This window comes from Terriglobales bacterium (assembly GCA_035567895.1).
Lineage (GTDB): Bacteria > Acidobacteriota > Terriglobia > Terriglobales > Acidobacteriaceae > Gp1-AA112.
Map to the genome: position 1 here is coordinate 38,596 of DATMPC010000112.1, position 23,630 is coordinate 62,225.

Consider the following 23,630-nt stretch of genomic DNA (forward strand, 5'->3'; position numbering starts at 1 on the left):
ACGTTATCTTGCGCCAACGTCCTCCCCAACTTCCGGCATCTAAATAGTTTGCACCGTTTCCAATTAACTGCCGAGCCAGTCCGGCCCTAAAAGGAGTTCAATGAGAATCGCCCTGATCGCTCCCCCTTTCATCCCAGTTCCCCCCGTAAAGTACGGAGGGACGGAGCTTTTTGTGGGCTGCCTCGCCGAGGGCCTGAAACAAAAGGGAATTGACGTTGTTGTGTACGCGACAGGCGATTCCAAAGTTGGCACCGAGGTCCGCTCGCTTTATCCGCAATCAGAGTGGCCGCTGCAGGACGAGATGTTTTCGAACTTGAAGGACGTTAACCACACCTTCTGGGCGGTGTCAGACGCGATGCACGACTGCGACATCATCCACTTGAACAACGCTCCCGGCCTCTCCGCCTCCAGCTTCGTGAGCACTCCGTTTGTTTGCACCATCCACCACCCACGCCAGACGACTTTGAGCGATTTTTATTCTTTTTACCCTGACGTTAACTACGTCACCATTAGCGACGCTCAGAAGTCGCTCGAAGCGATGCCAAAGATGACGACGATACATCATGGCATCTCGATTCCGGACTATCCCTTTCAGCGAGAGAAGCGGACGTATCTAAGCTTCATCGGCCGGCTCGCGCCGGTAAAGGGGACGCACCTCGCAATCGCTGTGGCACAAAAGACCGGAATTCCGCTTAAAATCGCCGGAGAGGTACAGCCGATCTTTAGGAGTTATTTTGAAGAACAGATCAAGCCACATATCGATGGCAAGCTGATTGAATACATCGGCGAGGCCGACATGCAGATGAAGAACGAACTCCTCTCCAATTCGATGGCGATGCTCTTTCCCATTCAGTGGAACGAGCCCTTCGGATTGGTGATGATCGAGGCCATGGCTTGTGGTACGCCAGTGATAGCTTTGCCCGGCGGCTCGGTGCAAGAGGTTGTTCGCGACGGCATCTCTGGGTACGTATGCAACAGCGTAGATCAGATGGTGGAGCGGGTTCGGAATCTGTCCATCTCGCCCACCATGATTCGTCGTTACGCACAAGAGAATTTCTCCGTGGACGTGATGGTGAAGAACTACATCAGCCTCTATGAATCATTGATCGGCGACGAGGGAGCACTTGCCGAGGACGAGACAGTTTCTCTGTCGCTGGAGCCCGGGGCAGCGGCATGAGCACGGCAACTCGAATTCCCCTCGAGGAACTCGAAGAGGTACCTTCTCCGTATCCTGAGCCACAATTGGGGTTTCTGGTTTACGAACCGAGAAAAGTCAACAATCTCACGCTCATCGATGGCAAGACTTTTCTCTCCACCACGGTTTCTGGCGATATCACACCCCCAGGAGCTCCGGACGTCGGTTTTTTTCACGACGATACGCGCTTCCTCAGCCGTCTGGAGCTAAGGGTTGGCGGACAGAGGACGGTCGTGCTCTCATCCAGCACAGAGAACACTTTTGCTTCGAAGATAGAGCTCACGACCAGCACTCTCGCGCAAATCAATTCATTCGATCTGCCGGAGAACACGATTCACATTCGACGCCAGCAACTGCTGGCGTCCGATGTACTCTACGACTCGATTACGGTTTCAAATTTCAATCAGTCGGAAGCCGAACTGCTGATCGAAATCGCCGTGGAAGCAGACTTCGTTGATGTCTTCCAGGTTCGGGGGTGCGCCCGTCACAAGTCCGGCCACTACTACCGTCCGATAGCGCGAGGAGATTCACTGATCTTTTCCTATCTCGGGTTGGACAACGTGAGCCGCGAAACGATTCTCTGTTTTCAGACCACGCCAGACGAAATTGACAACAACGTACTGCGATGGAAGTTGAAAGTCCCGGCGACCGGGTTCCGCGAGCTTTTGAACACGGTCACCTGCCACGTTGCAGGCCGGACCCCGCGGTCGAAGGGAAAAAGCGTCGTGCTGGGATTTCGAGAAAGACGCGACGCGTACCGGCGATGGGAGCAGGAATCTACCAGCTTCAAGAGCAGCAACGACATCTTTGACGAGGCCCTGCGTACCTGCACCGCCGATTTTCACGCACTCCAGATTCCGGATGGCGATCAGCACGTTGTGGCTGCGGGCGTCCCCTGGTTCGCGACCATGTTCGGGCGCGATTCGCTGATAGCTGCCTATCAGTCGCTGCTGCTCAATCCACGCCTCGCCTGCGAGACGCTGCGCGTTCTCGCCAGATACCAGGGAAAACGCTCCGACGATTGGCTCGACGAGGAGCCCGGAAAGATTCCGCACGAGTACCGCAGCGGTGAGATGACGCGCGCCGGCGAAATGCCCTTCGGTCCTTACTACGGATCGGTGGACGCAACCCCCCTCTTTCTGATGTTGCTGAGCGAGACGTTCAATTGGACCGGTGACGCTGACTTAGTCGAAGAACTGCTTCCGGCAGCTCACGCTGCACTCGAGTGGATCGAGAACTATGGTGACCTGGATGGCGACGGCTTCATCGAGTACAAGCGCCGCTCCCCCAAGGGTCTGACGAACCAAGGTTGGAAAGATTCCTGGGATGCCAACATGCATCGCGACGGCAGCGTGGCCAATCCTCCGATCGCGCTGGTAGAGGTGCAGGGATACTGTCATGAGGCCCAGTACCGCATGGCTCAGCTTTTGCGCCTGTTCGGCGACACCTCGCGCGCAGATAAGCTGCGAAAATCCTCCGCAGAGTTGGCAAAGCGGATCGAAAAGAGCTTTTGGCTGCCGAATGAGGGGTTTTATGCCATGGGCCTGGATAGCGCGAAAAGGCCGCTTGAAGTTATCTCGTCGAACCCCGGGCATTTGCTCTTCACTCGAAGCATTGCAAAGGACCGTGCACGCCTAGTAGTGCAGCGCTTCATGCACGACGACATGCAGTCTGGCTGGGGATGGCGAACGCTGGCGCGCTCCGAACGCGTGTTCAATCCGCTCAGCTATCATCGCGGATCGGTTTGGCCTCATGACAACTCGCTGGTTGCGCATGGGATGGCGCTTTATGGCTTCAGGGATGAAGTCAAAGAGATCTTTACATCGCTCTATCAGGCGTCGCTGAATTTTCGCGACTACCGTCTACCTGAGCTCTTCTGCGGAGTGCAGCGCCACGAGAATGACGAGCCGGTTCACTACCCCGTTTCATGCTCTCCGCAGGCGTGGGCGTCGGGCGCCTTCTTCCTCCTGCTTACATCGCTGCTCGGCATTCGACCTTCGGCGCCGCGTAAAGAATTGAATATCGTGAATCCAATGCTGCCGGATTGGCTTGACTACTTACGCATCCGCAATCTGAGCATCGGGAAGAGTCGCGTTTCTCTGGACTTCAGCCGCAGCGGAGAACGCACATTTTGTAACGTTGTAGACGTGAGTGGCGAGAAGTTGCTGATTAATGTTGCTTTCAGAAAGTAAGAGTGCGCCAATCCAGCGAACCTTCTCATGCGGCTCAGGTGTCACCTCATCCTGGTTCAATAATGGAAGGTCTATCAAGTTACAGTGGGATGCGCAATCGAGTTGATTAGCTTCAAGTGAAGGCCGCCACGCGCTACGGCGGAGCTCAATTACACTTGAATTCAGAAAGCGAGGCCGATTATGACGGAAGTGAAGATCACCGTAAAACCCAACGGACCGTATCGAGTAGAAGGACCAGTGAAGCTCGTGGATGCCGAAGGTCGAGAGTGGGACCTCAGCGGGAAACCAGCATTCTCACTCTGTCGGTGCGGTGGATCAGTGAACAAGCCCTTCTGCGACGGTACGCACAGCAAACTCGGTTTCCAGGCTGCCGAGGCAGCAGTACGCAGCGAGACAGAGCAAAGTACAGCCCAGACCAAAATCTAAGCTCCGCAACGGCTCTCAACAAGTGTCGTCGCAAGCAGCGTCAATGCAATATACGGGTGACGCTAGAAAGGGCATGGGCAAACCGGAATCGGTAGTACATTGCATCGAGAATGTGGGCACAACAGAGGAACGTGTTGGTGTGACAGTTACACGGATACGGCGTATTGTGGATATAGTGTCGTCCCGGGTCAGAACGCTCATTCTACTGCTTGTTGTCTCTGCCATTCTCTACGTGCTGATCTCCCCGCTTCCGGAGATGACGGCTACGAAATCCGTACGGCCGTTTGTTCTTGTCTTAGCTTTCCTCGTTGTAATCGTAATCGCCGATTTCATGGCAGCCTCTCTCCTGAACGACACACAGTCAACGTTCGAGGACTGTTGCGACTTTCAGGCCGTGCTCTGCAGCAGATTATGTTAGTCACGTAACAGCGCAGAGAACGATCTCACCTTAGTATCGGGTTGCCCGTTTCGGGACACCTGCCACTGAACCAACTCACAAGGCACTTGTAAAAGAGGAAATGTGAAGACAAACGAAGTAATTCAGGCATGGGGAAGGATACTCGCCGGTTACAAGCCGTCGTTGTCGATTGAGATTACCAAGGAGTGTCCGCTGCGTTGTCCTGGCTGTTATGCGTATGCCGAGGGCCACGTGGCGCCCGGAACCAACCTCCGCGACCTTTCCGACCAGCGCGGAGACACTTTGGTTAAAAACGTCCTCGCCTTGGTGGACGAGTATCGTCCGCTGCATCTCTCCCTCGTGGGTGGCGATCCACTGGTGCGATTCCGGGAATTAGACGCCCTATTGCCGGAGCTGGAGAAGCGCGGGATCTTCGTACAAATTGTCACTAGTGCCTTTCGGCCGCTACCGCTCGAGTGGGCACGCATGAAGCGCGTGGGAATCGTTGTCTCCATCGACGGCTTGCAGCCGGAGCACGATGCCCGCCGCAAGCCCGCCACCTACGAACGCATTCTGAAGAATATTGCCGGACATCGGATCACCGTGCACTGCACCATTACCGCGCAGATGATGGATCGTCCCAGGTACCTGGAAGAGTTTCTCCAGTTTTGGGCGGCGAAGGAAGAGGTTGGCAAAGTGTGGATGAGCATGTTCACACCGCAGCGTGGAGAGGTGGCCGCCGAGATTCTTTCGCCGGTACAGCGCACGCAGGCTATCGAGGAACTGCTGCGGCTGCGAACGACTCACCAGAAGCTGGACATGTTCAAGGCGCAGGTGATGGAATTCGCACATCCTCCCGCTTCCCCGAAGGAGTGCGTCTTCGCGCAGACCACGACGATAATCTCCGCCGACTTAAAGACGCAAGTCACGCCTTGTCAGTATGGCGGTGATCCAGACTGTTCGCAGTGCGGTTGTGTAGCCTCCATGGGTCTTGCCGCCGTAGGAAAGCATCACCTCGCATTAGGACTCACAGCGGGAAGGGTTTTCGAGGTGTCTAACAGGGCGGGGATGCAGATCCGAAAGTGGCGAATGCGCAAACGGCAGCGTGGGCAGCAGAAGGTCGCATGAGGTTCACTGGCTGCGAGCGGCAAAGTCATTCCTGTAAACTTCGCCGCCCTTGATCACGAGTTTCACCTTCCCCATTACGTTGATGTCTGCTAATGGGTCGCCATCGACAGCGATAATGTCGGCAAAATGGTCTTTCTCAATCGTGCCCACTTTGTCCGACCAGCCCATGATGTCGGCTCCGTTCAGCGTGGCGGCGCGAATGGCGTCGATTGGCTTCATCCCCCACTCGACCATTTTGGGAAACTGCTTCCAGTTGTCGCCGTGCGGATAGACTCCGGCATCCGTAGCGAATCCCATGAGCGTTCCTGCTTGAAATGCCTTACGGAAGTTCTCGCGTTGTAACCTTCCGACTCCTTTTTCTTTCTCGATCGATTCGGGAAGCATGCCGTGCTTGGCTCCCTCGGCGAGGATGTAATCGTCGTTATAGATATCGAAGTCAAGGTAGGTGTGGTGCTGCTTGGCCATGGCGATGCCTTCGATGTCAATAAGGCTCGAGTGCTCAATGGTGTCGATGCCGGCGAGGATTGCTTCTTTGATGGATTGCGTGCCGTGTGCATGGGCCGCAACTTTGCGTCCGAGCTTGTGCGCCTCGTCCGCGATTGCCTTCAATTCTTCGGGTGTGTACTGTGGCGCTCCCGGCGTATCGCCCTTGGAGAGTACTCCGCCGGAGGCCAGCACCTTGATAAGGTCGGCGCCAAACTTGACGTTCTCGCGCACCTTCTCGCGCACAGCCCACGGGCCATTGGCAACGCCCTGACCAGAGTGGTGATACTCGTATGGAAGAAGGTTATCGTCGCCGTGTCCGCCGGTAATGGTGAGCGCCGGGCCCGAAACCTGCATACGCGGTCCCGGGATGTCGCCGGCGTTGATGCCATCGCGCAGAGCGACATCGGCGTAGCCTCTTGCTCCCACATTGCGGACACTGGTGAATCCAGACATCAACGTCTTGCGCGCGTTCTTAGCGCCAAAGATTGTCTCTCGCGGAACAGAGTTCCCGAGTTCGGCGTATCCAAATCCGCCTTCTTCCGGATCGCTAGTGAGGTGAACGTGGACATCGATCAATCCCGGCAGGCAGGTGCCCGGAGCATCGATGATCCGCGGTACACCAGGAGACGGCACGTTTCCAGACTCTACGGAAACGATCTTGCCGTTCTCGATGCGCACCGTGGCATTCGTGATGTAAATGCCCTGGCGCACATCAAGCAGCTTGCTGCAGCGCAACACGGTGACATTCCGCGCCGCAGTCTGCGCGAAGGCTGAACATGATGTAAGAAAGAAAGCTAACAACGAAACGCAAATGCGGATTCGCATCCGATCCTCGCCCAGAGTTTGAATTGAACAAGCGGACAATGTATCAGAAGAGAATGGAGCGTGAGGCGCCCTGGCCGGCGGTGGCGGAAAACGCCGGGCGAAGACACCCGGCGTTTGTTGTCTTCTGTAACTAGTAGCTATCCCTTCACATTCACAGTCGAGAACGCCAACACCACATGACCACTGGCGGGTTGTCCGAAGGCACGGGCGGGTTCGAAGGTGGTGAAGATCAGGGCGTTGTCGATTTTTACGCGCACCGCGTCGGAGTCGTGGCCCGAGAGGATGCGGTACTCGAGGACGCGCCCGCTGGCATCGACGTTAGCTTCGATCAGCACGGGCCCATCGATTCCCTGAATCTCATAGGGTCCGGCCGAGAGCCGTGGAGGCGTATAGAGCGAAGTCGGAATATCGTTTCCTATTTCGGGACGAGCGAAGAAGCCGATGAGTACGCCGAACATGATCACGGCGGTTACCAGACCGGCGGTTGCGGGCAACATAAACGTATTGATCGCGTGTTCGATTCTGAGCCCGATGTTTTGCAGAGTACGAGCCGCGCTGCGCGAGCGCTCCTGCTGAATCGCGATCTTCAATCTAAGCGGAAGATCGCTGGGCGCCTTGCGCGTCCCAATCGATGACAGCAGGGCCTGCGCGCGCTGCAGGGAGAGATAACTCGTGTGGCAAGGGCCGCAGTTTTCCAGGTGCGCGGAAATCGCGCGCATCTCATGACCGCTCACGGCCCCGTCTAGATAAGTAGAGAACTTCGACTTGGCTTGTTTGCAGTCCATCACTCGCTTCCAACCTCCAGTGACGCCACTTGCGCGCCGTGGCATGCAACCTTGAGGCCCAGATCGCGGCCCGCTTGTCTGGCATAATTCTCCAGACGCTTCTTTAGCGCGAACCGCCCGCGCATTAATCTCGACTTCACCGTGCCCAGCGAAACTTGCAGGATCTCGGCGACCTCTTCATACGACAGTCCTTCGATATCGCGCAAGACCACGGTTGTGCGATACGGTTCGGGCACCTGAGCCAGCTCCTGCTCGACCCTCGTACGAACTTCTTCGTGCGCTGCGCAATCGAAGGGCGAGTCATGCTCATCGACCAGGGTCTCTTTAAGCGCGAATCCCTGACCCTCGTCTTCGCCGGTCGGCGCTTCCATTGTGGTCTCGCGGCGTTTGTGCCGGAACCACCAGCGGCGTTGATTCGACGCCTCGTGCAGCGCGATGCGGTAAATCCAGGTCTTCAAGCTGGCTTCACCATGGAAGCGCTTGATCCCGCGGAAGACCTTAAGAAAAACTTCCTGAGTTGTATCCGCCGCGTCGGCAGGATCATTCAGGATGCGATAGACCAGTCCATATACCGGCTGGTGGTAGTGTGCGATCAGCCATTCATAGGCCTCTTCCGAGCCAGCTTTCAGTTCGGCGATAATCGACGCCTCCGCGGCTCGTACCGAAATCGCACTTGCGAGGTTTGCCAACGTAGTAACTCCCGCCATGCTTCTCACGGCGTTACCCATAAATTAGCAGGTCTCCCCGTCTTCTGCGATAGACAACCTCTACAGGGATAGACCCCAGGGTCCTAAGGAAAGTTCCCGGAATGGCTGGTGCTTTTCCCATTCCGAGGGGGCGCCCGGCACGCCTCCACGAGGCGGCAGGAACTCTCCAAACTCTGCTGTTATAGAGAACCGTATTCAACGGGTGGTTGCAAGCTTACTTTAGTTTCACTTTGGCGTGGAAGTTCCTGAGGCTGAACTGGCTGCGGCGGAACCAGTTACGGTATTTTTCTTCGCTGTCTTTTTCTTCTTTGCAGGCGGAGTCGGCTCGTTGTCGTCAACGACGATCTTCTTAGGAGGAGCCTGTTGCTGGGCGGCAATGGCAGCGGCCTGCGCTCGTTCGGCTGCGGCGAGACGGTCGTCAGCGGTGGTGGTCACCTGCTGCAGATACTCTCCATAGTTGCGCCGGTCCGCATCCAGGGCTGCGGCATGGGGGGACATCAAGTCATATTCCTCGCGCCTACCAAACGCGCCTGTGGATTCACTGACCGAAGCGACCACATCGTACAGTGCATTCAGATTGCGGTAAAGCTTGAAGTTGGCGGCCAGACTTTGCGGCGCTGCGCGCACAGCGGTGATGAGCCCTGGCAGAGCTCCGGTTATATTGCGTTGAATGGAGCCTATGTTCTCCGAGGCCTGACGCTTGGTCGTGGAGTCAATCTTCCACTTCTCCACTCGGAGCTTTCCGACATCAGCGTTGAGCCCAGCCGTTTCCTGCTCGATCCGCTGCAGCATGGTGGCGAGATCGCCTGGGTTCGACGGAACTATAGCATTTGCGGCAGTTGCAGCCGGTGGCTGTGAAGCAGGTTGAGAAGAAGTGGGTGGATTGCCAGGTGGATAGGAAGTTTGAGCTGACGCAAGCACCGATATTGCAATCGTCACCAAAAGAAAGCAGAGCTTCATCACATTAAAGAGGATACTCCCGGCTAGCAGAATTTGGCTCGCGAGCGGGAAGTATTCGTGCCCGCAACACTTTTTTAGAGGTCTTCGAGCGGGTCCGCCGGCAATATCAATTTGACGTGATCGGGTTAGTGGTGATGCCAGAGCATATTCATCTATTGATCAGCGAACCGGAAAAAGGGGATCCATCGATTGTCATGCAGGCGCTCAAGCAAGCGGTTGCCCGGCGTCCGCTGCGCAAAGCTCGAAAGAAATCTGCGTCGCAAATCGCACTGTGGGAAGATCGTCAGGAACCGTTTGGCAAGGACGCTTTTATGATTTCAATGTGTTCTCGGAAGGACGGGTGGCCGGCTTCTTACCGTTTAGGCTCTTGTGTCCGTTCCAACCAACTGGGTGGACGGGTGGCCCAGCCTTTCCCATTGTGGTTCTTGTGTCCAATTCCAACCAGCAGGGTGCCCCGTTCTCGCGCGGTGTTGAGGTGAGAGCAGGGAGGTAAGAGCCGGCAACTTCCTAGGATCTCATTATGTCGAAATAAGTTCCAGATTGTTCACCTTAATTGTTTGTGAAGTTGCCACAATGGGAATTACATGTACGGGACTCTTTGCACTTAGCGGAGTGCTTAGATTTCTTAGTACTGAAATACAAGAGTTTTTGGGGCCTGGAGAGTGCTGTTCTGAAACAAGCGGGGTGCCCCGCTTTTGATCGAGGAATTCCTGATCTTTTCTGCTGAAGAACCAAAGAAGTGGGTGCCCTCCCGCGGGACCGCCCGCAGTTCTCTATCTGGACGACATTGAAGAAATTGTCAGCATCCTCCGTGAGGCACATACCCGAGAGGGAAACTAAAACGGCACGATTTTGTACGCATCTGGGCGCTTTCTCGCGCCGCAGCCTATCCACCGACCTGCTTAGGCAAAGTCAAGATCGTGTACTGCTAGTTCCTACAGTAGCGTTCCGGGCGATCTGGATGCACTCTCAGTGTAGGTCCCTTTCGTCTCGGCGTCCGTTCACGGGTGCCTCCATGAAATTGGAGTGCCCAGGCCACACGGTCCGGTGAGTTGGGGAGCCCAACAGCATTCAGATATGGAGAAACTATGTACAAAAGATTCATCGTTGCGGTTGTAGGTTCGTTCTTGGTGTTATGCCTGGGTGCGTTTGCCGATGACGTCAATGGCATTATCAAGACGCGCACGGGAGAAACATTGATCGTGCAGACAGATGCGGGAAAAGAAGTCACCGTGGTTGTCACGGAAGACACTAAAACTGCAGACAAAAAAGGCCTCTTCGGCCTTCGGAAAGACCAATTGGGCAGCACCGTCCTGATACCCGGTTTGAAGGTGTCGGTTGAAGGAGCCCCCGATGACCAGGGCCGCGTCGTAGCCACACAAATAATTACCGACGGCGACGATCTGGAAACGGCTGAGATGATTCAGGCCGGCTTGCATCCCACAGCGGAACAGGTTGCAAAAAACGTGGACACCCTCGCTACCCACAATGCACGACTGGGAGTCCACGATGAACAGCTCGGGGTGAACACGCAAAACATCTCTGCCAATCAACAACAGACCGGTGCCAATCGACAACAGATCCAGCAGAACCTCAGCACGATCGAGGAACACACGCGGCGTTTCAACGCCCTAACAGACTTCGAATTGAAAGGCGAGGCTACGGTTAACTTCGCAGTCGGCAGCACCGAGGTCTCGAAGGAGGACGCTGGGAAACTCGATCAGCTGGCGCAAACTGCCAAGGGACTGACTGGTTACATAGTCGAGGTGGTCGGCTATGCCGACTCGACGGGCAGCGCAGCCATGAACACAAAACTCAGTGAAGATCGCGCCAAGCAAGTCGTGACCTGGTTGATGCAGCAGGGAGGGATTCCAGTGCGGCACATCATCGCTCCCGGCGCGATGGGCGAGTACGGAGGGCGGGCTCCCAACGAGACGAAGGCGGGGCGGGCCGAAAATCGTCGGGTCGAGGTAAAGGTTCTGGTTAACAAAGGAGTCGCTGGGAGCTAGAACCTGCTGCTCGTGGTGCCAGCAGACCAGTAAACTCACGCGCAGTTTGGGGGCTGTGCCACCTGCGCGTGAGCTATTACAACCATTCAGTTGTAGGATGCCCCGCGCGCCCTGGATCTACTTCGTTCCGACCTTCGCCGGAGTCGCTGAAGCTGAGAGATCCAAATGGGCGGATGGCGCACCCTCTTGCGGCTAGGCAGAGCCTTTGCATAAGAGTCTTCAAGACTTCGATTTCCTGCGTTTAATCATGATTATCGGGCGCTCGAGCCACTGGTTGCGGTGAGCGAAAGGGCAGCTTAAATTTCCGGCTAACTTCGGGCCAGAACTCTCGTAGCAGGTTGAAGCCTGCGTCTGTTCCGAGGGTGATGGCCATCTGGCCGGCCGACGGTCCGAAGCCTCGGCGATTCCCAGGATGGTACACGTTGCTCAGCGCTGTGGTGGACACTACTGTGAGCCATTCCGAGTAATTAAACATGCTTGTTCCGGAGTCGCTCTGCGTGACGAATATGTGGGCCAGCGCATGCCCCATACGTTGCTTGGTTCCACCCTCCTGCACGCGATAGTAACGAGGATCCTGCCGGAAGATGACCGGAAAAAGAAATGTGCCGAAGAACTCTCCGGCAGTATTGTCGGCCAGCGCAGCTCCAAAGCGCTGTCCGTACCCGGATGCGCCCTGCCCAAACTGCGAATCGTAATCTGCGGCTTGCGAGATTCCTGCGCTGAATCCTGCAACGATGAAGGTGACTGGTTCGACACTGTTTCGCGCAGCGAGAGTGAACTTTTGCCGAAGTGTTAACGGACAAATTCTCATTCCTCCAGTCTGCGGATTCATGGCCGTTTGGCTTTCCACCCTGCGCACCAGAGATGAAGCGACTCTCTTGAATGGTCCGTTGTAATCCTCAATCGCAAACAGCCGCACCGGCTTGAGGCAGCCACCAACCTGATTTTCTGTCCTCACGGCCTGTTGCGAACTCGCCGCGTTTGGGAGGGGTGTTTGACTGAGAGCGAAGGGCGCTCGAAGGGTGGCCAGCCAGGTTACGGTAAGGATTAAACCCTTCATTCTCCCACTCGGATCTTAGAAGCTCTCCGCGAACAAAGGGTTTTCGCGCTCACATCGTCTGTAACAGAATCGGAGTTTTTCCAAGAGTCAGACTTTTGGGAACGGGCAGTGAGCAACAACAAGAGGTTCAAAGAACATACACAGCAATCTTGACAGCACTGGCGCGGTCTCGAAACTCTCATTTCTGCCAGTCTCCGCACTTGATCAGTACTCGACGGTGTAGTTCAGCGCGGACATCGGATACAGAATTGCGGCGCTGCCGTCGATTACCGCGATGATTCGGTCTCCATCCGGCTTGGACCCGTAGACCCAGGCGTTACGATTTCCTTCTGCTTCCCGTGTACCCCACGTTTCATTTCGGCACTCTGTGACTTTGTTTCTTGCTGACCAACCATGAGCTGGCGATCACGGCATGAAGTTCCCAAAATGAGAGCTGGGCGCTGTTACAAGTTACAGTTATCGCTAAGCTATCCAAGCACTATGGTGCGTCGTGAGTGCCATAAGGCTCGCGATCGACATTCGGATTCATGCTGAACCCTGCGGAGCCCTCAACGACGCCCGAGAAATCCTTGGCGAAGAGGCAACCAAGTAGATGAGAATCAGACTAAGAATAGTCGGGACCATTGCTGCGGTGGTTTGTTCTCTGTTATTGGGTGGCAATCCTGGCTGGGCGCAAGAACAAGCGGCTGCGGGCGAAACGGCAGACTTGCAGAAGGCAACTCAGAACCCGGTAGCCAGTCTCATCAGCGTTCCGATTCAGAACAATAGCAACTTCGGTATTGGTCCGTTTGATCGCACACAGAATGTACTGAATATCCAGCCGGTCATTCCAATAGAGGCGAGTCAGAACTGGAACCTGATAATCCGCTGGATCGCCCCTATCATCTGGCAACCTGCCCCGGGTACGACCAACCTGGAAGTGTTCGGCATCGAGGCAAACACGCCTGCGTACTTTGCAGCTCAAAACGTGCAGAGCAACGTAGGCGTGTTCGGCTTTGGGGACATGACTCCAACTTTCTTCTTCTCGCCCTCCAAGCCACACAAGCTGATCTGGGGCGCAGGTCCGGTATTCGTTTTGCCCACAGCCACCAGTAAGGTGTTGGGGCAAGGAAAGCTCAGTATGGGACCTTCGGTTGTTGCTCTCGTGCAACCCGGTGCGTGGACCGTTGGAGCGCTGGTGAATAACGCGTGGTCAGTGGCTGGTCCTTCAGATCGCGCCTCAGTCAATCAGATGACTCTCCAGTACTTCATCAACTACAACTTAAAAAAGGGTTGGTACCTCTCGTGTGCACCGATCGTCACCGCGAACTGGCAGGCTGCCAGCGGCAATGTATGGATCGTGCCTGTCGGGGGTGGCGTGGGGCGAGTATTCCGGCTCGGGTTCCAGCCCGTTAATGTCGCGGCCCAGTTGTATGGAAATGCTGTCCACCCGGTTGGTGGTTCTTCATGGAGCCTGAGGATGCAGATTGCATTTCTTTTCCCTAAATCGCCCGCAAAGAAAAGCTAATCATTCCTTGGTTTTCTCGTTAAAGGAGTGTCACGACATGGTGACACAACAACCTGAATAGACAACAACTCGGACGCCACGCCAGCTCAGGGGAGACTTACGAAATTGGAAGTGAGACGTATGTCTACTCTTATCCTCTGGTGACAATGGAGGTGACTCGATACCAAATGACAAGCGGGCAAGATGTGTCGACTGTTGACATCGCCTTTCTTATAGAACCCGCCCGGCCCTGCGTCAACGAACAATCGGAAATCCTCAATGGCAAGACGCGTTGTCCTGATATTGGCCTCCAGTCAGCATCGTGCCGAGGAATTGATTACAGCTTACGATTTTCTGGTATTCCGAATCCTTCTCGAGAGCATCTGGAGTGAGCGAGTAATTTGCTGAGCTCATGGACTTGCGCGCATCCACGAGTTTGCGTTTCCACTGGTCGACCTGATTAAAGTTATTGGTCAACAACTGCAGGGCCTGCCGGTCTGAGTGACTGGAGGCGTCCACGCTGGCTAGCCGAAGCCCTTCGGCTGCGCGATCATGCAGAACTACAATCCGGCTGCCGTCTCCAGGTATGCCTCGTTGAATGGCGTAGGCCAACTTGGTGTGCCAATCCTTGATGAGAGCCAAGTCTTGAACAGCCGAACTCATGAACGGCCGCGTCATTCCTTCGTGAGGCAGTGTGCTGTCAGGAACAGCCGCGGCGGCAGACGAAGGGAGTGTCAGAATGATCTGATCTCCGTGAAAGCTCACTGAACCGTTGCCGATGCGGGCAAGCGACTCGAGGTCAATGAAGGATTGGTTATTGATTCGGTAAATCACAGCTTTCCCGCTCTGGCCGTTTATCACCAACGTGCGCGTCTGCAGTTCGGACTGCGCGACCACAACCGGCAGCAGCGCCATAACTGCGGTGGCGGAAATCAACGCGCTTCGATTGTGAACGCAACTCATCAACGCACCTCCTGCCGTTGCCGCACCCCGACACCAACAAACGCCGCGACAGCAACTACATCGGATGAATCGAAGTCTGTGAACTGGCAAAAAAGGTAGGCCTCCGGATCCTTTAAAAGGCGGAGTCAACCACAAAAGACTGCCGTAGGTGCGAGCTTCGACCGAGACTGCGACCATTCCCAATTACCAGTGTGGTTCTGTCGTTCTGAAGCCCACAAGCCGTTGTGGACGCGCCTGCAGCGATGTTCCAACTGGCTGCACGACATGCTGGCTGGCGCCCGTGCTGAGTTCTACCAGAGCGTGTGCAGTGTCTGCAGTTTAGTTGCTATGCATCTCAGCTGGACTGGTCACCGCTCAAGAATCCTAAACACTGGCAAAGTTGCCAGTATCTGCCCTGCGCTTTTGCCACTAAATCTGAACTGGGAAGTTGAAGCAGTTGCTTCAGTCCAACTCGTCTACTCGGCAACCTATGCACTTCTTCGCGGGAAGGAAGTTGTCATGAATACCGTCTCATACACAGGAACACTTGGAGCATGCAAATGAGGCAATACACTCCGCGCAGGGCGATTCGATTTCCTCCCCTGTTGCTGCTTCTTCTCTCTTGTCTTCCGGCGCAGGCCAAGCGACACGACATCGTCGTGATGAAGAACGGAGATCGAATTACCGGAGAGGTAAAGAGGCTCGAGCAAGGAGTTTTGTATATCGAACCTGAATATGTTTCCGATGCGTTTGGAGTGGATTGGAACGAGGTAGCAACGATTCGGAGCGCTGCTGGCTATCAAATAACTCTCGAGAATGGTGATCGTCTCGCCGGAACCATCGAGAAGGTCCCTTCCGACGGCTCCCCGGGCGCAGATTTCAAGATTCGCACCGCCGATCAGGAAGTGAGCACTCACGCCGCGAATGTCGTCAATATTGAGTCGAAAAAGAAGAACTTCTGGGACCAGCTCGCGGGCGCGATTGATCTCGGCTACAACTTCACCAGCGGCAATGATCAAACGCAAGTCAGCAGTAGTGCCAACGCTGATTACCTGAGCACGAAATGGAATACTGGGGTTGCACTCACTACTTCCTTCAGCGGTCAATCAGGGGCTTCCAAGACAAATTTGTGGCAAGGGACAACCTATGGTGAACGTTTTCTCAGTAGAAATTCGTCTTTGATAGGATTGGCCGACTTCCTCCATAGCTCCCAACAGCAGTTGAACCTTCGCACCACTCTCGGCGGTGGCTTTGGCCGCTACTGGGTTCGAACAAACCGGCAACGGTTTCAAAGTATCTTCGGTCTTGTTTTCACGAATGAGACGTTTGAGTCGACGATTAGCAATCCCACGAACAAGAACATAGAAGCACTACTCGGGATGAAGTATCAACTGTTTCGTTTTTCGCGCTACTCACTGCTCTCGCAGCTTTACGGTTTCCCGGGACTCTCCGATACTGGCCGCATCCGCGCGAGTACAAAGACAACGTTTTCCGTAAAGCTGGTCAACAATTTTCACACTGATTTCTCATTTTGGGACAACTTTGACTCTCGTCCTCCTATAAGCACGTCGAAGAAAAATGAACTCGGCATAACCAATTCCCTGGGATGGACGTTCTAATATGAGGCGTCTCTTCCCACAGCTGATGCTCTTGGCAATTGCGGGCTTCTGCGTCGCCCAGGAACCCGCTGCGCCCGGCAGTGCGGCGTTGGGGAATCGTCCTAAGATCGGCTTGGTTCTCGAAGGCGGATCGGCGCTAGGACTGGCCCATATGGGCGTAATTTCCTGGCTGGAAGAGCATCACATTCCTGTGAGCTACGTTGCCGGAACCAGCATGGGCGGACTGGTTGGAGGCATGTACGCCGCCGGGAAGTCGCCTGCGGAGATGCACGAGCTGGTGGATAACATTCACTGGAGAGAGGTGTTGCGCGGAGAGACTCCCTTCAGCGATCTCGACTATCGAAGGAAGGAAGACAAGCGGGATTATCCCAACAGCCTGGAATTCGGGCTGAAACACGGGGTTCGTTTTCCCGAAGGCTTCAATGCCGGACACGACGTTGGGCTCATTCTGGATCGCATCGCTCTTCCCTATTCGGGAGTAAAGAGCTTTGACGAACTTCCTATCCCCTTTGCTTGTGTTGCCACTGATCTCCGCTCGGGCAAAGAGCACGTTTTTCGCAGGGGATCTCTGGCGACTGCGCTGCGCTCCACGATGTCCCTCCCCGGAGTATTCAGCCCGGTTCGAAGCGACGATCACGTCTTCGCCGACGGCGGAATCCTGAATAACCTGCCCACCGACGTTGCCAAAGCTATGGGCGCAGACATTGTGATCGCTGTCCATTTGCAGGTGAGAAAGCTTGATCCTGCGGAATCCTTGTCATCCATCGGCGTGCTTAGCCGGAGCCTCTCTGTAGTAGTTGCCAGAACCGAGCTGCGCGGAATGGAAAGGGCCGACATTCTGATCACCGTCGATTTGTCAGGCTACAGCTCACTCGATTACGAGAAGGGCGCGGAGATCAGCAAGGTTGGGTATCAAGCCACGCAAGCCAAGGGCGCGATACTACGGACCCTGAGTGTGGATGACGAAACCTGGGAGCGTTACGTGACTGAACGCCAGAGTCGAGTGCGCACTGCTCCGGTTCCAGAGTTCGTTGAAGTAACTGGAACAAAACCGGAAGCTGCCCGGGAAATCGAGATTGCTCTCGCATCGGAGGTGAACAAGCCAGTCGACAGCAATACGATCGATCGCAAGCTCACGAACCTCACGGGAGTCGGACGCTACTCGCGGCTTGCCTACTCCATGAAGGAAAGAGATAACCAGCCGGGACTACTTATTCGGGCCGACGAGAAACAGTATGGTCCACCCTTCGTCCAGCCACTGATCGTTATCGATGGAGCGGAGTACAACAACGTTCGCTTTACCATGGGCGCACGGATTACCTTTTTTGATGTTGGCAGTTTTCGCTCGGAATGGCGCAACGATGTCAGCCTTGGGTTCGTTAATTTAATTCGATCAGAGTATTACCATCCCTTGACCTCTACGTCTCATTGGTTCGTCGCGCCTCTGGGCTTTGCCGATTCGTCACTATTCGACATCTATTCCAGGGATACGCAACTTGCTGAGTATCGCCACCGCCAGGCAGGTGGCGCTCTTGATTTTGGCCGCCAAATCAACCGTAGCTCCGAAATTCGATTGGGCTATCAAGGTTCGACGCAGAGATACTCGCCCCAGGTGGGAAATCCTAATCTTCTTCCTACCGTCAGGGGCCGCCAAGGCGTAACCAGCATTCGGTACTCGCTGATTGGAGTCGATAATCCAACGGTACCGCGGAGTGGCGTGCAGGCAAATTTCCGTACTGCATGGTTTGACGCAAATCCTGGAGCAACTTCCGGTTTCCCGCTGTCGGAATTGCAGATTGCCGTTTTCAAGCGGCTCAGTAAGCCCTCTTCCTTATTCTTTACGGCTGCAGGCGGCACGACCTTCAACGACAGTCGCACCGGCGTTCCTCCGTTCGCACTAGGAGGAATTCGAGATTTGGCCGCTTACGGCACCAATGAATTAATAACCCATCAGTATTTTCTCTTCCGGACGGGTTACATCCGTCGGTTGGCGCAGCTTTCCCCCTTCTTTGGAAAAGATATCGACTTGATTGGGGCTTATGAGATCGGAAAGGCGTACGGACTACCCAATGCATCGCGCCTTCCCACCGACGGCGTTGCGGGCATCGTGATCAACAGCATCTTCGGGCCATTGACGGTGGGAGGAGCCTATGGCGACACCGGCCATCACAAAGTCTTCTTTAACCTCGGGCGGATCTTCTAAAGCCTCTCTAACTTCGGCGCTTTGGCGGCCGAGCCTCCCTGATAACTCCCTGTTATTTTTTTGAATCCTGCGCCAAATAACAGTAAGTATCTTGTTGGTCGTTGCTTACAAAGAAATCCACAGAACTCCCTGTTAATTCCCTGGTTTTCGAAGAAAGTCGCGGATTCTGGGCAGAATTCGAGGATTGTGAGATCAAATTCGAAATTCCCCTCTTATTGTCCCTGTTCTTGGCTTCGGCAACTCGTTTGTGAGACTTAGTTCCCCGATCAACTCGCCCGCTGAGCCTTTGCCTCCGCCTCTTCTTTCGTTCCTGTCGATCGCTCCGGCGGATATGCGATGGTCCCCCGCAGCCGTGCCAGCGTCTGCGGGGAAACGTCGGGAAAGGGACTCTCGCCGTCGCTTTGCCAAGTTTGAACCAGATGCTCGGCTTCCGCCTCTTTCTTGGCATCAATCGCTTGTTTTTTCGAGAGAAACGTCAATCGCGATGGAATCGCCCAAACCGCGCCTTCTGCTTCAGCAATGTCAGCGATGCGAAAAAAGACGTCCTCCCGGATCGCGGCCATCTCAGCTCCATCAGTAGTCTGCACAAATGCGAATAGCTCCACTTCGTATCCGACAGACGTCATGCTCGCGAGGCGAAACCTTGCGCTCTCCTGCTGAATGCGTGAGTGGGCGTAAAGCATCTCGCGAACACCCGCGATCACGCAGCGCACCTGGGTGAGCGACGTTTCATAGCTAATGACGAGGGTCGTCCACAGTAGAAATCTGTTTCTGCGCGACACATTCTCGATGCCCACCTGCGCGAGCATCCCGTTCGGAAACGATATCTGCGTGCCCTCTCGTGCGCGCACACTAAGAGAACGCAATCCGATCTCCTGCACGGTAACATGGCGGCCATCGATCACGCATTCGTCGCCGATTGCAAAGACATCGGCAGCCACCAGAGTGATACCACCGATGAGATTCTCCAGTGTTTTCTGTGCGCCCAGTGCCAGTGCGATGCCGCCAATTCCCAATCCGGCAAGCATTGTCTTCGTATCAAAGCCGAGAATAGCCAGTATTGCGAGCACACAAATCGCAATCAGAACTGCTTTTGCTATCCCATGGAGCAACTGCACCCGCGAGATTGCTTGCTTCTTTTCCCTGCCGTTCGCCAGCATGCGTTGCTTGTTTGCATCCAGCATTGCTCCAATGAACCACGCCACGCAGATCGCGAACAGACCCGAGAGCATCCGGAAGTAATACATCCGGTACAAAATCGGCAATCCAATCCAGTAAACGCAGATGGCGTTAAGCGCGATAGCAGTGATGAACGCTGCCGGCTTCTTTGCCGCGATCCAGTAGTGAGCGCGACGCGCTGTACCATGCCGATCGCGATATGTCAGCAGGAGACCGATGAGTCGAAGGATGCCCCATGCTACGAATATGCACACCGCGATGGACAACAGTATGGCCAGCCATCGTCCGACTGGAACGCCAAGGAGGAGATATCTGATAAGGAAGTCGGGCAGGTACTCATCGATCGCGGGAGCTCCGGCGAGCTCGAACAGGTGGGGCACGCTATCCAGCGTCTCCTTCGAAACCAACCAAATTGGACCTGCCTTTTTCTGCGCTACCCTGATCAGCGTGAAGGAGGCCGCGCTATCTCCAACATGAAACTCTCCGATTACCTCAATATTCGGATCGCTAGAATCGTCGAGAGAACCTTCGGGCGCATCGCTCACCAAGGCGATGCTGGCGCGAAGAGAGGTATCCATCAAGGTGAGCAGCTGGCGCGCCAATTCCTCCGGATCTGTATCCGATTTGGGCGAGACCTGAAGATATTTGGCGGCGGTTGCGTAGTCTCCGCGATGGGCGTACTTCAGGAAGTTCAATACCGTCCTGCGGGGTGTCTCGCGGTGAAGTGCGTCAGGTGAAAGTGTGGGCTGGGTCGGAGGCGTGGCAGGTGTTGACGGTAGACCGGGAATTTGCGGATAGCACGCGCACGCAAATAAGAAAACGACCGCGCAAAAGCAACTGAGTCTGTACTGAACAACCTTCATGTCTAGGTCACCCTTTCTGCGATGCCGCACCTTGGGTTCGCGCACCTTCGGAGTTGTGATGAGCGCGTTTGGGAAAGCTGGTCAAACACGCTGCATTTGCGTCGATCAAAGCCTGCGATTCGAGACGAGTGGGTTTTCCGCGCCCATAGGCAGGAGCGCTGTTCAGCGCTTGCGACGTGACTAGTACTTGAGAAACCTCCTTGATCCGTCCAATCTTCCGCTGATTATTGTTGAATTGGCATATTAGGCCATCGCCCTTGGGGTTTCCGACTGTCAGAAAAAACAGGTGATGGGCTCCGGAAGGCCAGTGGCGTACGTCTGCACATGGACGAAACTCAACTTTTTCCAACTGTGCTGCAAGTTCTGACAGTTCCGAAGCGACACCTTAGGCAGCATGATCGCTGAAACAGTACGCTTTGTCTCTCCTGTGCCCTCCTGGTGCGTCGTGGTTCATCGCGACGCACCGTTTTTTGTTTGGCGATGAAAGTTCAACACCTGCCCGAGGAGTCGCATGTCTTAATGCTTACAGTTCATTGCCGACGCCCTCCATAGATGGCTCACCGGGATTCTCTAAGGCACAATGTAGAAACATACGCCATCCTTGCGTGGGTTAAGTCTCGATTCCATCCAGACCCGGCAGTTTTGACAGGTGTACTCCTTCCGAAGCGCTAGCAAGATGAATATCGTCATCCACGCTGGTGCTATGTCCTTGGATGGAACGCTTCCAATTCCGCAACCAGCGGATTATTGGAGGACTTACTTGAAGAAACAGATATTAGTGTGGCGCTCCTTTCTGCTGTTGCTTGTCGGCTGTTCGCTCACTTTGGTACCGGGAAGGGCACAGTCGCAAAACGCACCAAAGCAATCCACGCAAGCCACAGACGCACAGGAGAAAAATGTCAAGCAGTACGTTGAACTCCTACGGTCCAACGTTCGCCAGGAAAAAGCTCAGATTATGGGTGCTGTGATGCAGCTCGATATCGACCAAGCGGCGAAGTTCTGGCCAATCTATAGTGAGTACGATGCGGAATTAACGAAACTCAATAACTTAAGACTCGCGAACGTTCAGGAATACGCGCGGCACTATAACGACCTTACAGATGCCAAAGCAGACGAACTAATTCAAAAGGCACTGGATTATCGCAGGCAACGTGCCGACTTGCTCGCAAAATGCTATGGCCGTGTAAAAGCCTCATTAGGAGCAGTCCAGGCTGCGCGTTTCTTGCAGGTTGAAGATCAGTTGCTTCTGATCATTGATCTTCAGATTGAGTCGGAGTTGCCGATCATTGCGCACGGTTCGTGAATTCTACGAAGAGGATCGAGCAGATGCGACATGCGGTTGTTCGAGTAGCGCTTACGGTAACTGCGTTGACGATGATGTCCGCGCTAGCTACCGCGCAAAGGACACCCAAAGTTGATGTTCCTGCGGGGACCCGCGTTCTCATTCGAATGATTGACTCCGTGGATTCGAAGAAGCAGCAGGTGGGATATCGCTTTACTGCGAACCTGGAGACGAATCTTCAGGTCGATGACGCGATCGTAGCGCCACGGGGAACAATGGTGTACGGCCGACTCATCAATGCCAGATCGGCTGGCAGAATGTCCGGCGGTGCGGAGCTGACACTGGAACTCACCGACATAGTCATTAACGGTACAGCTTATCCGCTCCTGACCAGCACTTATGAAATGCGCTCGGAAGGCAAGGGCAAGAAAACGACACGCAGAATACTGGGCGGAGCAGGTTTGGGCGCGCTGATCGGAGGAATAGCTGGAGGAGGTACAGGCGCCGCCATCGGAGTTGCCGCCGGCGCGGTGGGTGGCACCGTGATGGCAGGAGCAACAAGCGGCAAGCAGGTATCTGTACCGAGCGAATCGTTACTCGAATTTCGGCTCGAACAACCAGCCAGCCTTCCGGCGGCGAGCTAGTTTATTCGGTCTGCCCTGCGGGCAGCAGAAGTCTTGCGTCGAGTGATTGCCGGCAGCAGACCGAGGTTGAATCCAAGGTTACTAAAAAATCGCAAAGTGGAGAAATGTATGTCAAGAATTCCGGTTTGGATAGCTATGGCTCTAATGGCAGTGAGTTCTGCGTTCGCGCAGGATGTTCGCTACAACTTTGACAAGAATGCAGACTTTACCAAGTTCAAGACGTATAGGTGGGTGCCAATAAAGGACGCCCAACAAGTAAATCAAATCGTAGAAAAGCAGATTCAGACTGCCATCGATGCGCAGCTCATACAAAAAGGATTAAGCAAAGTCGACTCAGACAAGGCTGATCTGTATATCGGATACCAGACTGCAATTGGAACGGAGAAGCAGTTCAACTCCTACAGTTCAGATTGGGGATACGGTGGCGGCTGGGGTCGCGGGGGATGGTATGGCGGGGGTATGGGAAGCAGCATGACAACTGGTTCAACAACCACTATTTATAAGGGTCAATTGGCCCTCGACATGTACGATTCAAGCAACCACTCCCTGGTCTGGCGAGGGGCGGCCAGCAAGACGCTCGATCCGAAGGCTAAGCCTGAGAAGCAGGAGAAGAATCTCAATAAGGCAGTGGCTAAGCTCCTGAAGAATTATCCACCGAAGGTGAAGTCGTAACCGCATTTGGCGGAGCACTCGGCGAAAAACAAGGACAATTACAGGGCGTTTTTCATTGCGAGCGGTGAAATCGAAGAATTCTGCCCAAAATTTTCAAATTTTGCTTCGAGGCAGGGATCTAACAGGGATTCCTGCCCGTTTCCACCCAACCCTCAGATTCTTCGTGGTTTAGCTCCTGTTTGCCACGATTTCCCAAAAAATATCAGGGATTCTGCAGGGATTTTTCGTCCCACAATGGAACTGTCACCTGACAGGACACTATGCGGCCATGAGGCTCCATTCCCGGCTTTTAGGGGGGCCGTTATGGTGTCGTATGGCGGTCAGACTGGCTGGTTTGAACCGATAGCCTAGGCGGTTTGCGAATCGGCCATCACGTCTTTCAGCGGCACGTCGACTTCGATGGTGGTACCGCCATTCAATCTGGATTGAATTGCCAGCGTGCCGTTCACGAAACGCACTCGCTCCCGCATGCTGATGATCCCGATACCGTCGCTCTTGAGCGCCTTGTCAGGATCGAAGCCAACGCCATCGTCATGGACGGTCAGATGAAGTCCGTCCAACGTGCCCTGC

Annotated in this window: 19 protein-coding genes; 11 read left to right on the plus strand and 8 right to left on the minus strand. The window is 54.8% G+C overall.

The genetic code is table 11. The annotated features are described in order from the left end of the window. Positions 1 to 100: 100 nt before the first annotated feature. From VNX88_24565 to VNX88_24580, 4 genes are all read left to right on the plus strand, one after another. Entirely contained in the window at positions 101 to 1,177 is a 1,077-nt protein-coding gene (locus tag VNX88_24565; protein ID HWY71863.1) for a glycosyltransferase family 4 protein, read from the plus strand. Beyond that, positions 1,174 to 3,387, plus strand: coding sequence for a glycogen debranching N-terminal domain-containing protein (locus tag VNX88_24570; GenBank protein ID HWY71864.1), 2,214 nt, complete (start codon positions 1,174 to 1,176; stop codon positions 3,385 to 3,387). Before VNX88_24565 ends, VNX88_24570 begins: the two co-directional genes overlap by 4 nt. Positions 3,388 to 3,567: 180 nt before the next feature. Next, positions 3,568 to 3,813 carry a CDGSH iron-sulfur domain-containing protein gene (locus tag VNX88_24575; GenBank protein HWY71865.1) on the plus strand — a complete coding sequence of 82 codons (246 nt, stop codon included), beginning with the start codon at positions 3,568 to 3,570 and terminating at the stop codon, positions 3,811 to 3,813. Positions 3,814 to 4,333: 520 nt separating this feature from the next. Then, complete coding sequence (locus VNX88_24580; GenBank protein HWY71866.1) at positions 4,334 to 5,338, plus strand: radical SAM protein; 1,005 nt, start codon at positions 4,334 to 4,336, stop codon at positions 5,336 to 5,338. A 3-nt stretch (positions 5,339 to 5,341) separates the two neighbouring features. On the opposite strand, the gene VNX88_24585 is transcribed toward VNX88_24580, so the two are convergent. The 4 genes from VNX88_24585 to VNX88_24600 form a co-directional block, all read right to left on the minus strand. Further along, on the minus strand, positions 5,342 to 6,649 hold the full coding sequence (locus VNX88_24585; protein ID HWY71867.1) for an amidohydrolase family protein: 1,308 nt from the start codon (positions 6,647 to 6,649) through the stop codon (positions 5,342 to 5,344). 137 nt (positions 6,650 to 6,786) lie between these two features. Then, positions 6,787 to 7,434, minus strand: a complete 648-nt coding sequence (locus VNX88_24590; protein ID HWY71868.1) for a zf-HC2 domain-containing protein — start codon at positions 7,432 to 7,434, stop codon at positions 6,787 to 6,789. Further along, positions 7,434 to 8,141, minus strand: coding sequence for a sigma-70 family RNA polymerase sigma factor (locus VNX88_24595; GenBank protein ID HWY71869.1), 708 nt, complete (start codon positions 8,139 to 8,141; stop codon positions 7,434 to 7,436). The genes VNX88_24590 and VNX88_24595 overlap by 1 nt, the downstream gene beginning before the upstream one ends. A 225-nt stretch (positions 8,142 to 8,366) precedes the next feature. Then, the gene (locus VNX88_24600; protein HWY71870.1) at positions 8,367 to 9,101 is read right to left on the minus strand and encodes a hypothetical protein; all 735 of its coding nucleotides are present in this window, start codon (positions 9,099 to 9,101) and stop codon (positions 8,367 to 8,369) included. A gap of 1,088 nt (positions 9,102 to 10,189) precedes the next feature. On the opposite strand from VNX88_24600, the gene VNX88_24605 reads away from it, so the two are divergent. Further along, a complete protein-coding gene (locus VNX88_24605; protein ID HWY71871.1) occupies positions 10,190 to 11,110 on the plus strand; it encodes an OmpA family protein in 921 nt (306 codons plus the stop codon). A gap of 241 nt (positions 11,111 to 11,351) precedes the next feature. Here VNX88_24605 and VNX88_24610 read toward each other — a convergent pair whose 3' ends face one another. Continuing rightward, on the minus strand, positions 11,352 to 12,170 hold the full coding sequence (locus tag VNX88_24610; protein HWY71872.1) for a hypothetical protein: 819 nt from the start codon (positions 12,168 to 12,170) through the stop codon (positions 11,352 to 11,354). Between the two features lie 592 nt (positions 12,171 to 12,762). Here VNX88_24610 and VNX88_24615 point away from each other — a divergent pair. Next, on the plus strand, positions 12,763 to 13,677 hold the full coding sequence (locus tag VNX88_24615) for a hypothetical protein (protein HWY71873.1): 915 nt from the start codon (positions 12,763 to 12,765) through the stop codon (positions 13,675 to 13,677). A gap of 255 nt (positions 13,678 to 13,932) precedes the next feature. Here the strand turns inward: VNX88_24615 and VNX88_24620 are convergent, their stop codons facing one another. Next, positions 13,933 to 14,619 (minus strand): hypothetical protein, encoded by a 687-nt coding sequence (locus VNX88_24620; protein HWY71874.1) that lies wholly within the window; start codon positions 14,617 to 14,619, stop codon positions 13,933 to 13,935. 539 nt (positions 14,620 to 15,158) lie between these two features. Here VNX88_24620 and VNX88_24625 point away from each other — a divergent pair. Both VNX88_24625 and VNX88_24630 read left to right on the plus strand, forming a co-directional pair. Then, entirely contained in the window at positions 15,159 to 16,217 is a 1,059-nt protein-coding gene (locus VNX88_24625) for a DUF481 domain-containing protein (protein HWY71875.1), read from the plus strand. Position 16,218: 1 nt separating this feature from the next. Further along, positions 16,219 to 18,420, plus strand: a complete 2,202-nt coding sequence (locus VNX88_24630; GenBank protein ID HWY71876.1) for a patatin-like phospholipase family protein — start codon at positions 16,219 to 16,221, stop codon at positions 18,418 to 18,420. A gap of 266 nt (positions 18,421 to 18,686) precedes the next feature. Here VNX88_24630 and VNX88_24635 read toward each other — a convergent pair whose 3' ends face one another. Further along, positions 18,687 to 20,294, minus strand: coding sequence for a mechanosensitive ion channel domain-containing protein (locus tag VNX88_24635; protein HWY71877.1), 1,608 nt, complete (start codon positions 20,292 to 20,294; stop codon positions 18,687 to 18,689). Positions 20,295 to 21,222: 928 nt separating this feature from the next. Between VNX88_24635 and VNX88_24640 the strand changes: the two genes are divergently transcribed. The 3 genes from VNX88_24640 to VNX88_24650 all read left to right on the plus strand — a co-directional run bounded on the left by VNX88_24640 (position 21,223) and on the right by VNX88_24650 (position 23,060). Continuing rightward, a complete protein-coding gene (locus VNX88_24640) occupies positions 21,223 to 21,765 on the plus strand; it encodes a hypothetical protein (protein ID HWY71878.1) in 543 nt (180 codons plus the stop codon). After that, positions 21,762 to 22,388 (plus strand): hypothetical protein, encoded by a 627-nt coding sequence (locus VNX88_24645; protein HWY71879.1) that lies wholly within the window; start codon positions 21,762 to 21,764, stop codon positions 22,386 to 22,388. Before VNX88_24640 ends, VNX88_24645 begins: the two co-directional genes overlap by 4 nt. Positions 22,389 to 22,496: 108 nt before the next feature. Beyond that, on the plus strand, positions 22,497 to 23,060 hold the full coding sequence (locus VNX88_24650) for a DUF4136 domain-containing protein (GenBank protein HWY71880.1): 564 nt from the start codon (positions 22,497 to 22,499) through the stop codon (positions 23,058 to 23,060). Between the two features lie 347 nt (positions 23,061 to 23,407). Here the strand turns inward: VNX88_24650 and VNX88_24655 are convergent. After that, positions 23,408 to 23,630 (minus strand): ATP-binding protein (locus VNX88_24655; protein ID HWY71881.1); only part of this gene is annotated, 223 nt, incomplete at its 5' end.

What these genes read in the sequence shown, in the direction of transcription:
- VNX88_24565 (HWY71863.1), top strand. Translation starts at nt 101, where the DNA reads ATGAGAATCGCCCTGATCGCTCCCCCTTTCATCCCAGTTCCCCCCGTA.
- VNX88_24570 (HWY71864.1), top strand. Translation starts at nt 1,174, where the DNA reads ATGAGCACGGCAACTCGAATTCCCCTCGAGGAACTCGAAGAGGTACCT.
- VNX88_24575 (HWY71865.1), top strand. Translation starts at nt 3,568, where the DNA reads ATGACGGAAGTGAAGATCACCGTAAAACCCAACGGACCGTATCGAGTA.
- VNX88_24585 (HWY71867.1), bottom strand. Translation starts at nt 6,649, where the DNA reads ATGCGAATCCGCATTTGCGTTTCGTTGTTAGCTTTCTTTCTTACATCA.
- VNX88_24590 (HWY71868.1), bottom strand. Translation starts at nt 7,434, where the DNA reads ATGGACTGCAAACAAGCCAAGTCGAAGTTCTCTACTTATCTAGACGGG.
- VNX88_24595 (HWY71869.1), bottom strand. Translation starts at nt 8,141, where the DNA reads ATGGCGGGAGTTACTACGTTGGCAAACCTCGCAAGTGCGATTTCGGTA.
- VNX88_24600 (HWY71870.1), bottom strand. Translation starts at nt 9,101, where the DNA reads ATGAAGCTCTGCTTTCTTTTGGTGACGATTGCAATATCGGTGCTTGCG.
- VNX88_24605 (HWY71871.1), top strand. Translation starts at nt 10,190, where the DNA reads ATGTACAAAAGATTCATCGTTGCGGTTGTAGGTTCGTTCTTGGTGTTA.
- VNX88_24610 (HWY71872.1), bottom strand. Translation starts at nt 12,170, where the DNA reads ATGAAGGGTTTAATCCTTACCGTAACCTGGCTGGCCACCCTTCGAGCG.
- VNX88_24615 (HWY71873.1), top strand. Translation starts at nt 12,763, where the DNA reads ATGAGAATCAGACTAAGAATAGTCGGGACCATTGCTGCGGTGGTTTGT.
- VNX88_24620 (HWY71874.1), bottom strand. Translation starts at nt 14,619, where the DNA reads ATGAGTTGCGTTCACAATCGAAGCGCGTTGATTTCCGCCACCGCAGTT.
- VNX88_24625 (HWY71875.1), top strand. Translation starts at nt 15,159, where the DNA reads ATGAGGCAATACACTCCGCGCAGGGCGATTCGATTTCCTCCCCTGTTG.
- VNX88_24630 (HWY71876.1), top strand. Translation starts at nt 16,219, where the DNA reads ATGAGGCGTCTCTTCCCACAGCTGATGCTCTTGGCAATTGCGGGCTTC.
- VNX88_24650 (HWY71880.1), top strand. Translation starts at nt 22,497, where the DNA reads ATGTCAAGAATTCCGGTTTGGATAGCTATGGCTCTAATGGCAGTGAGT.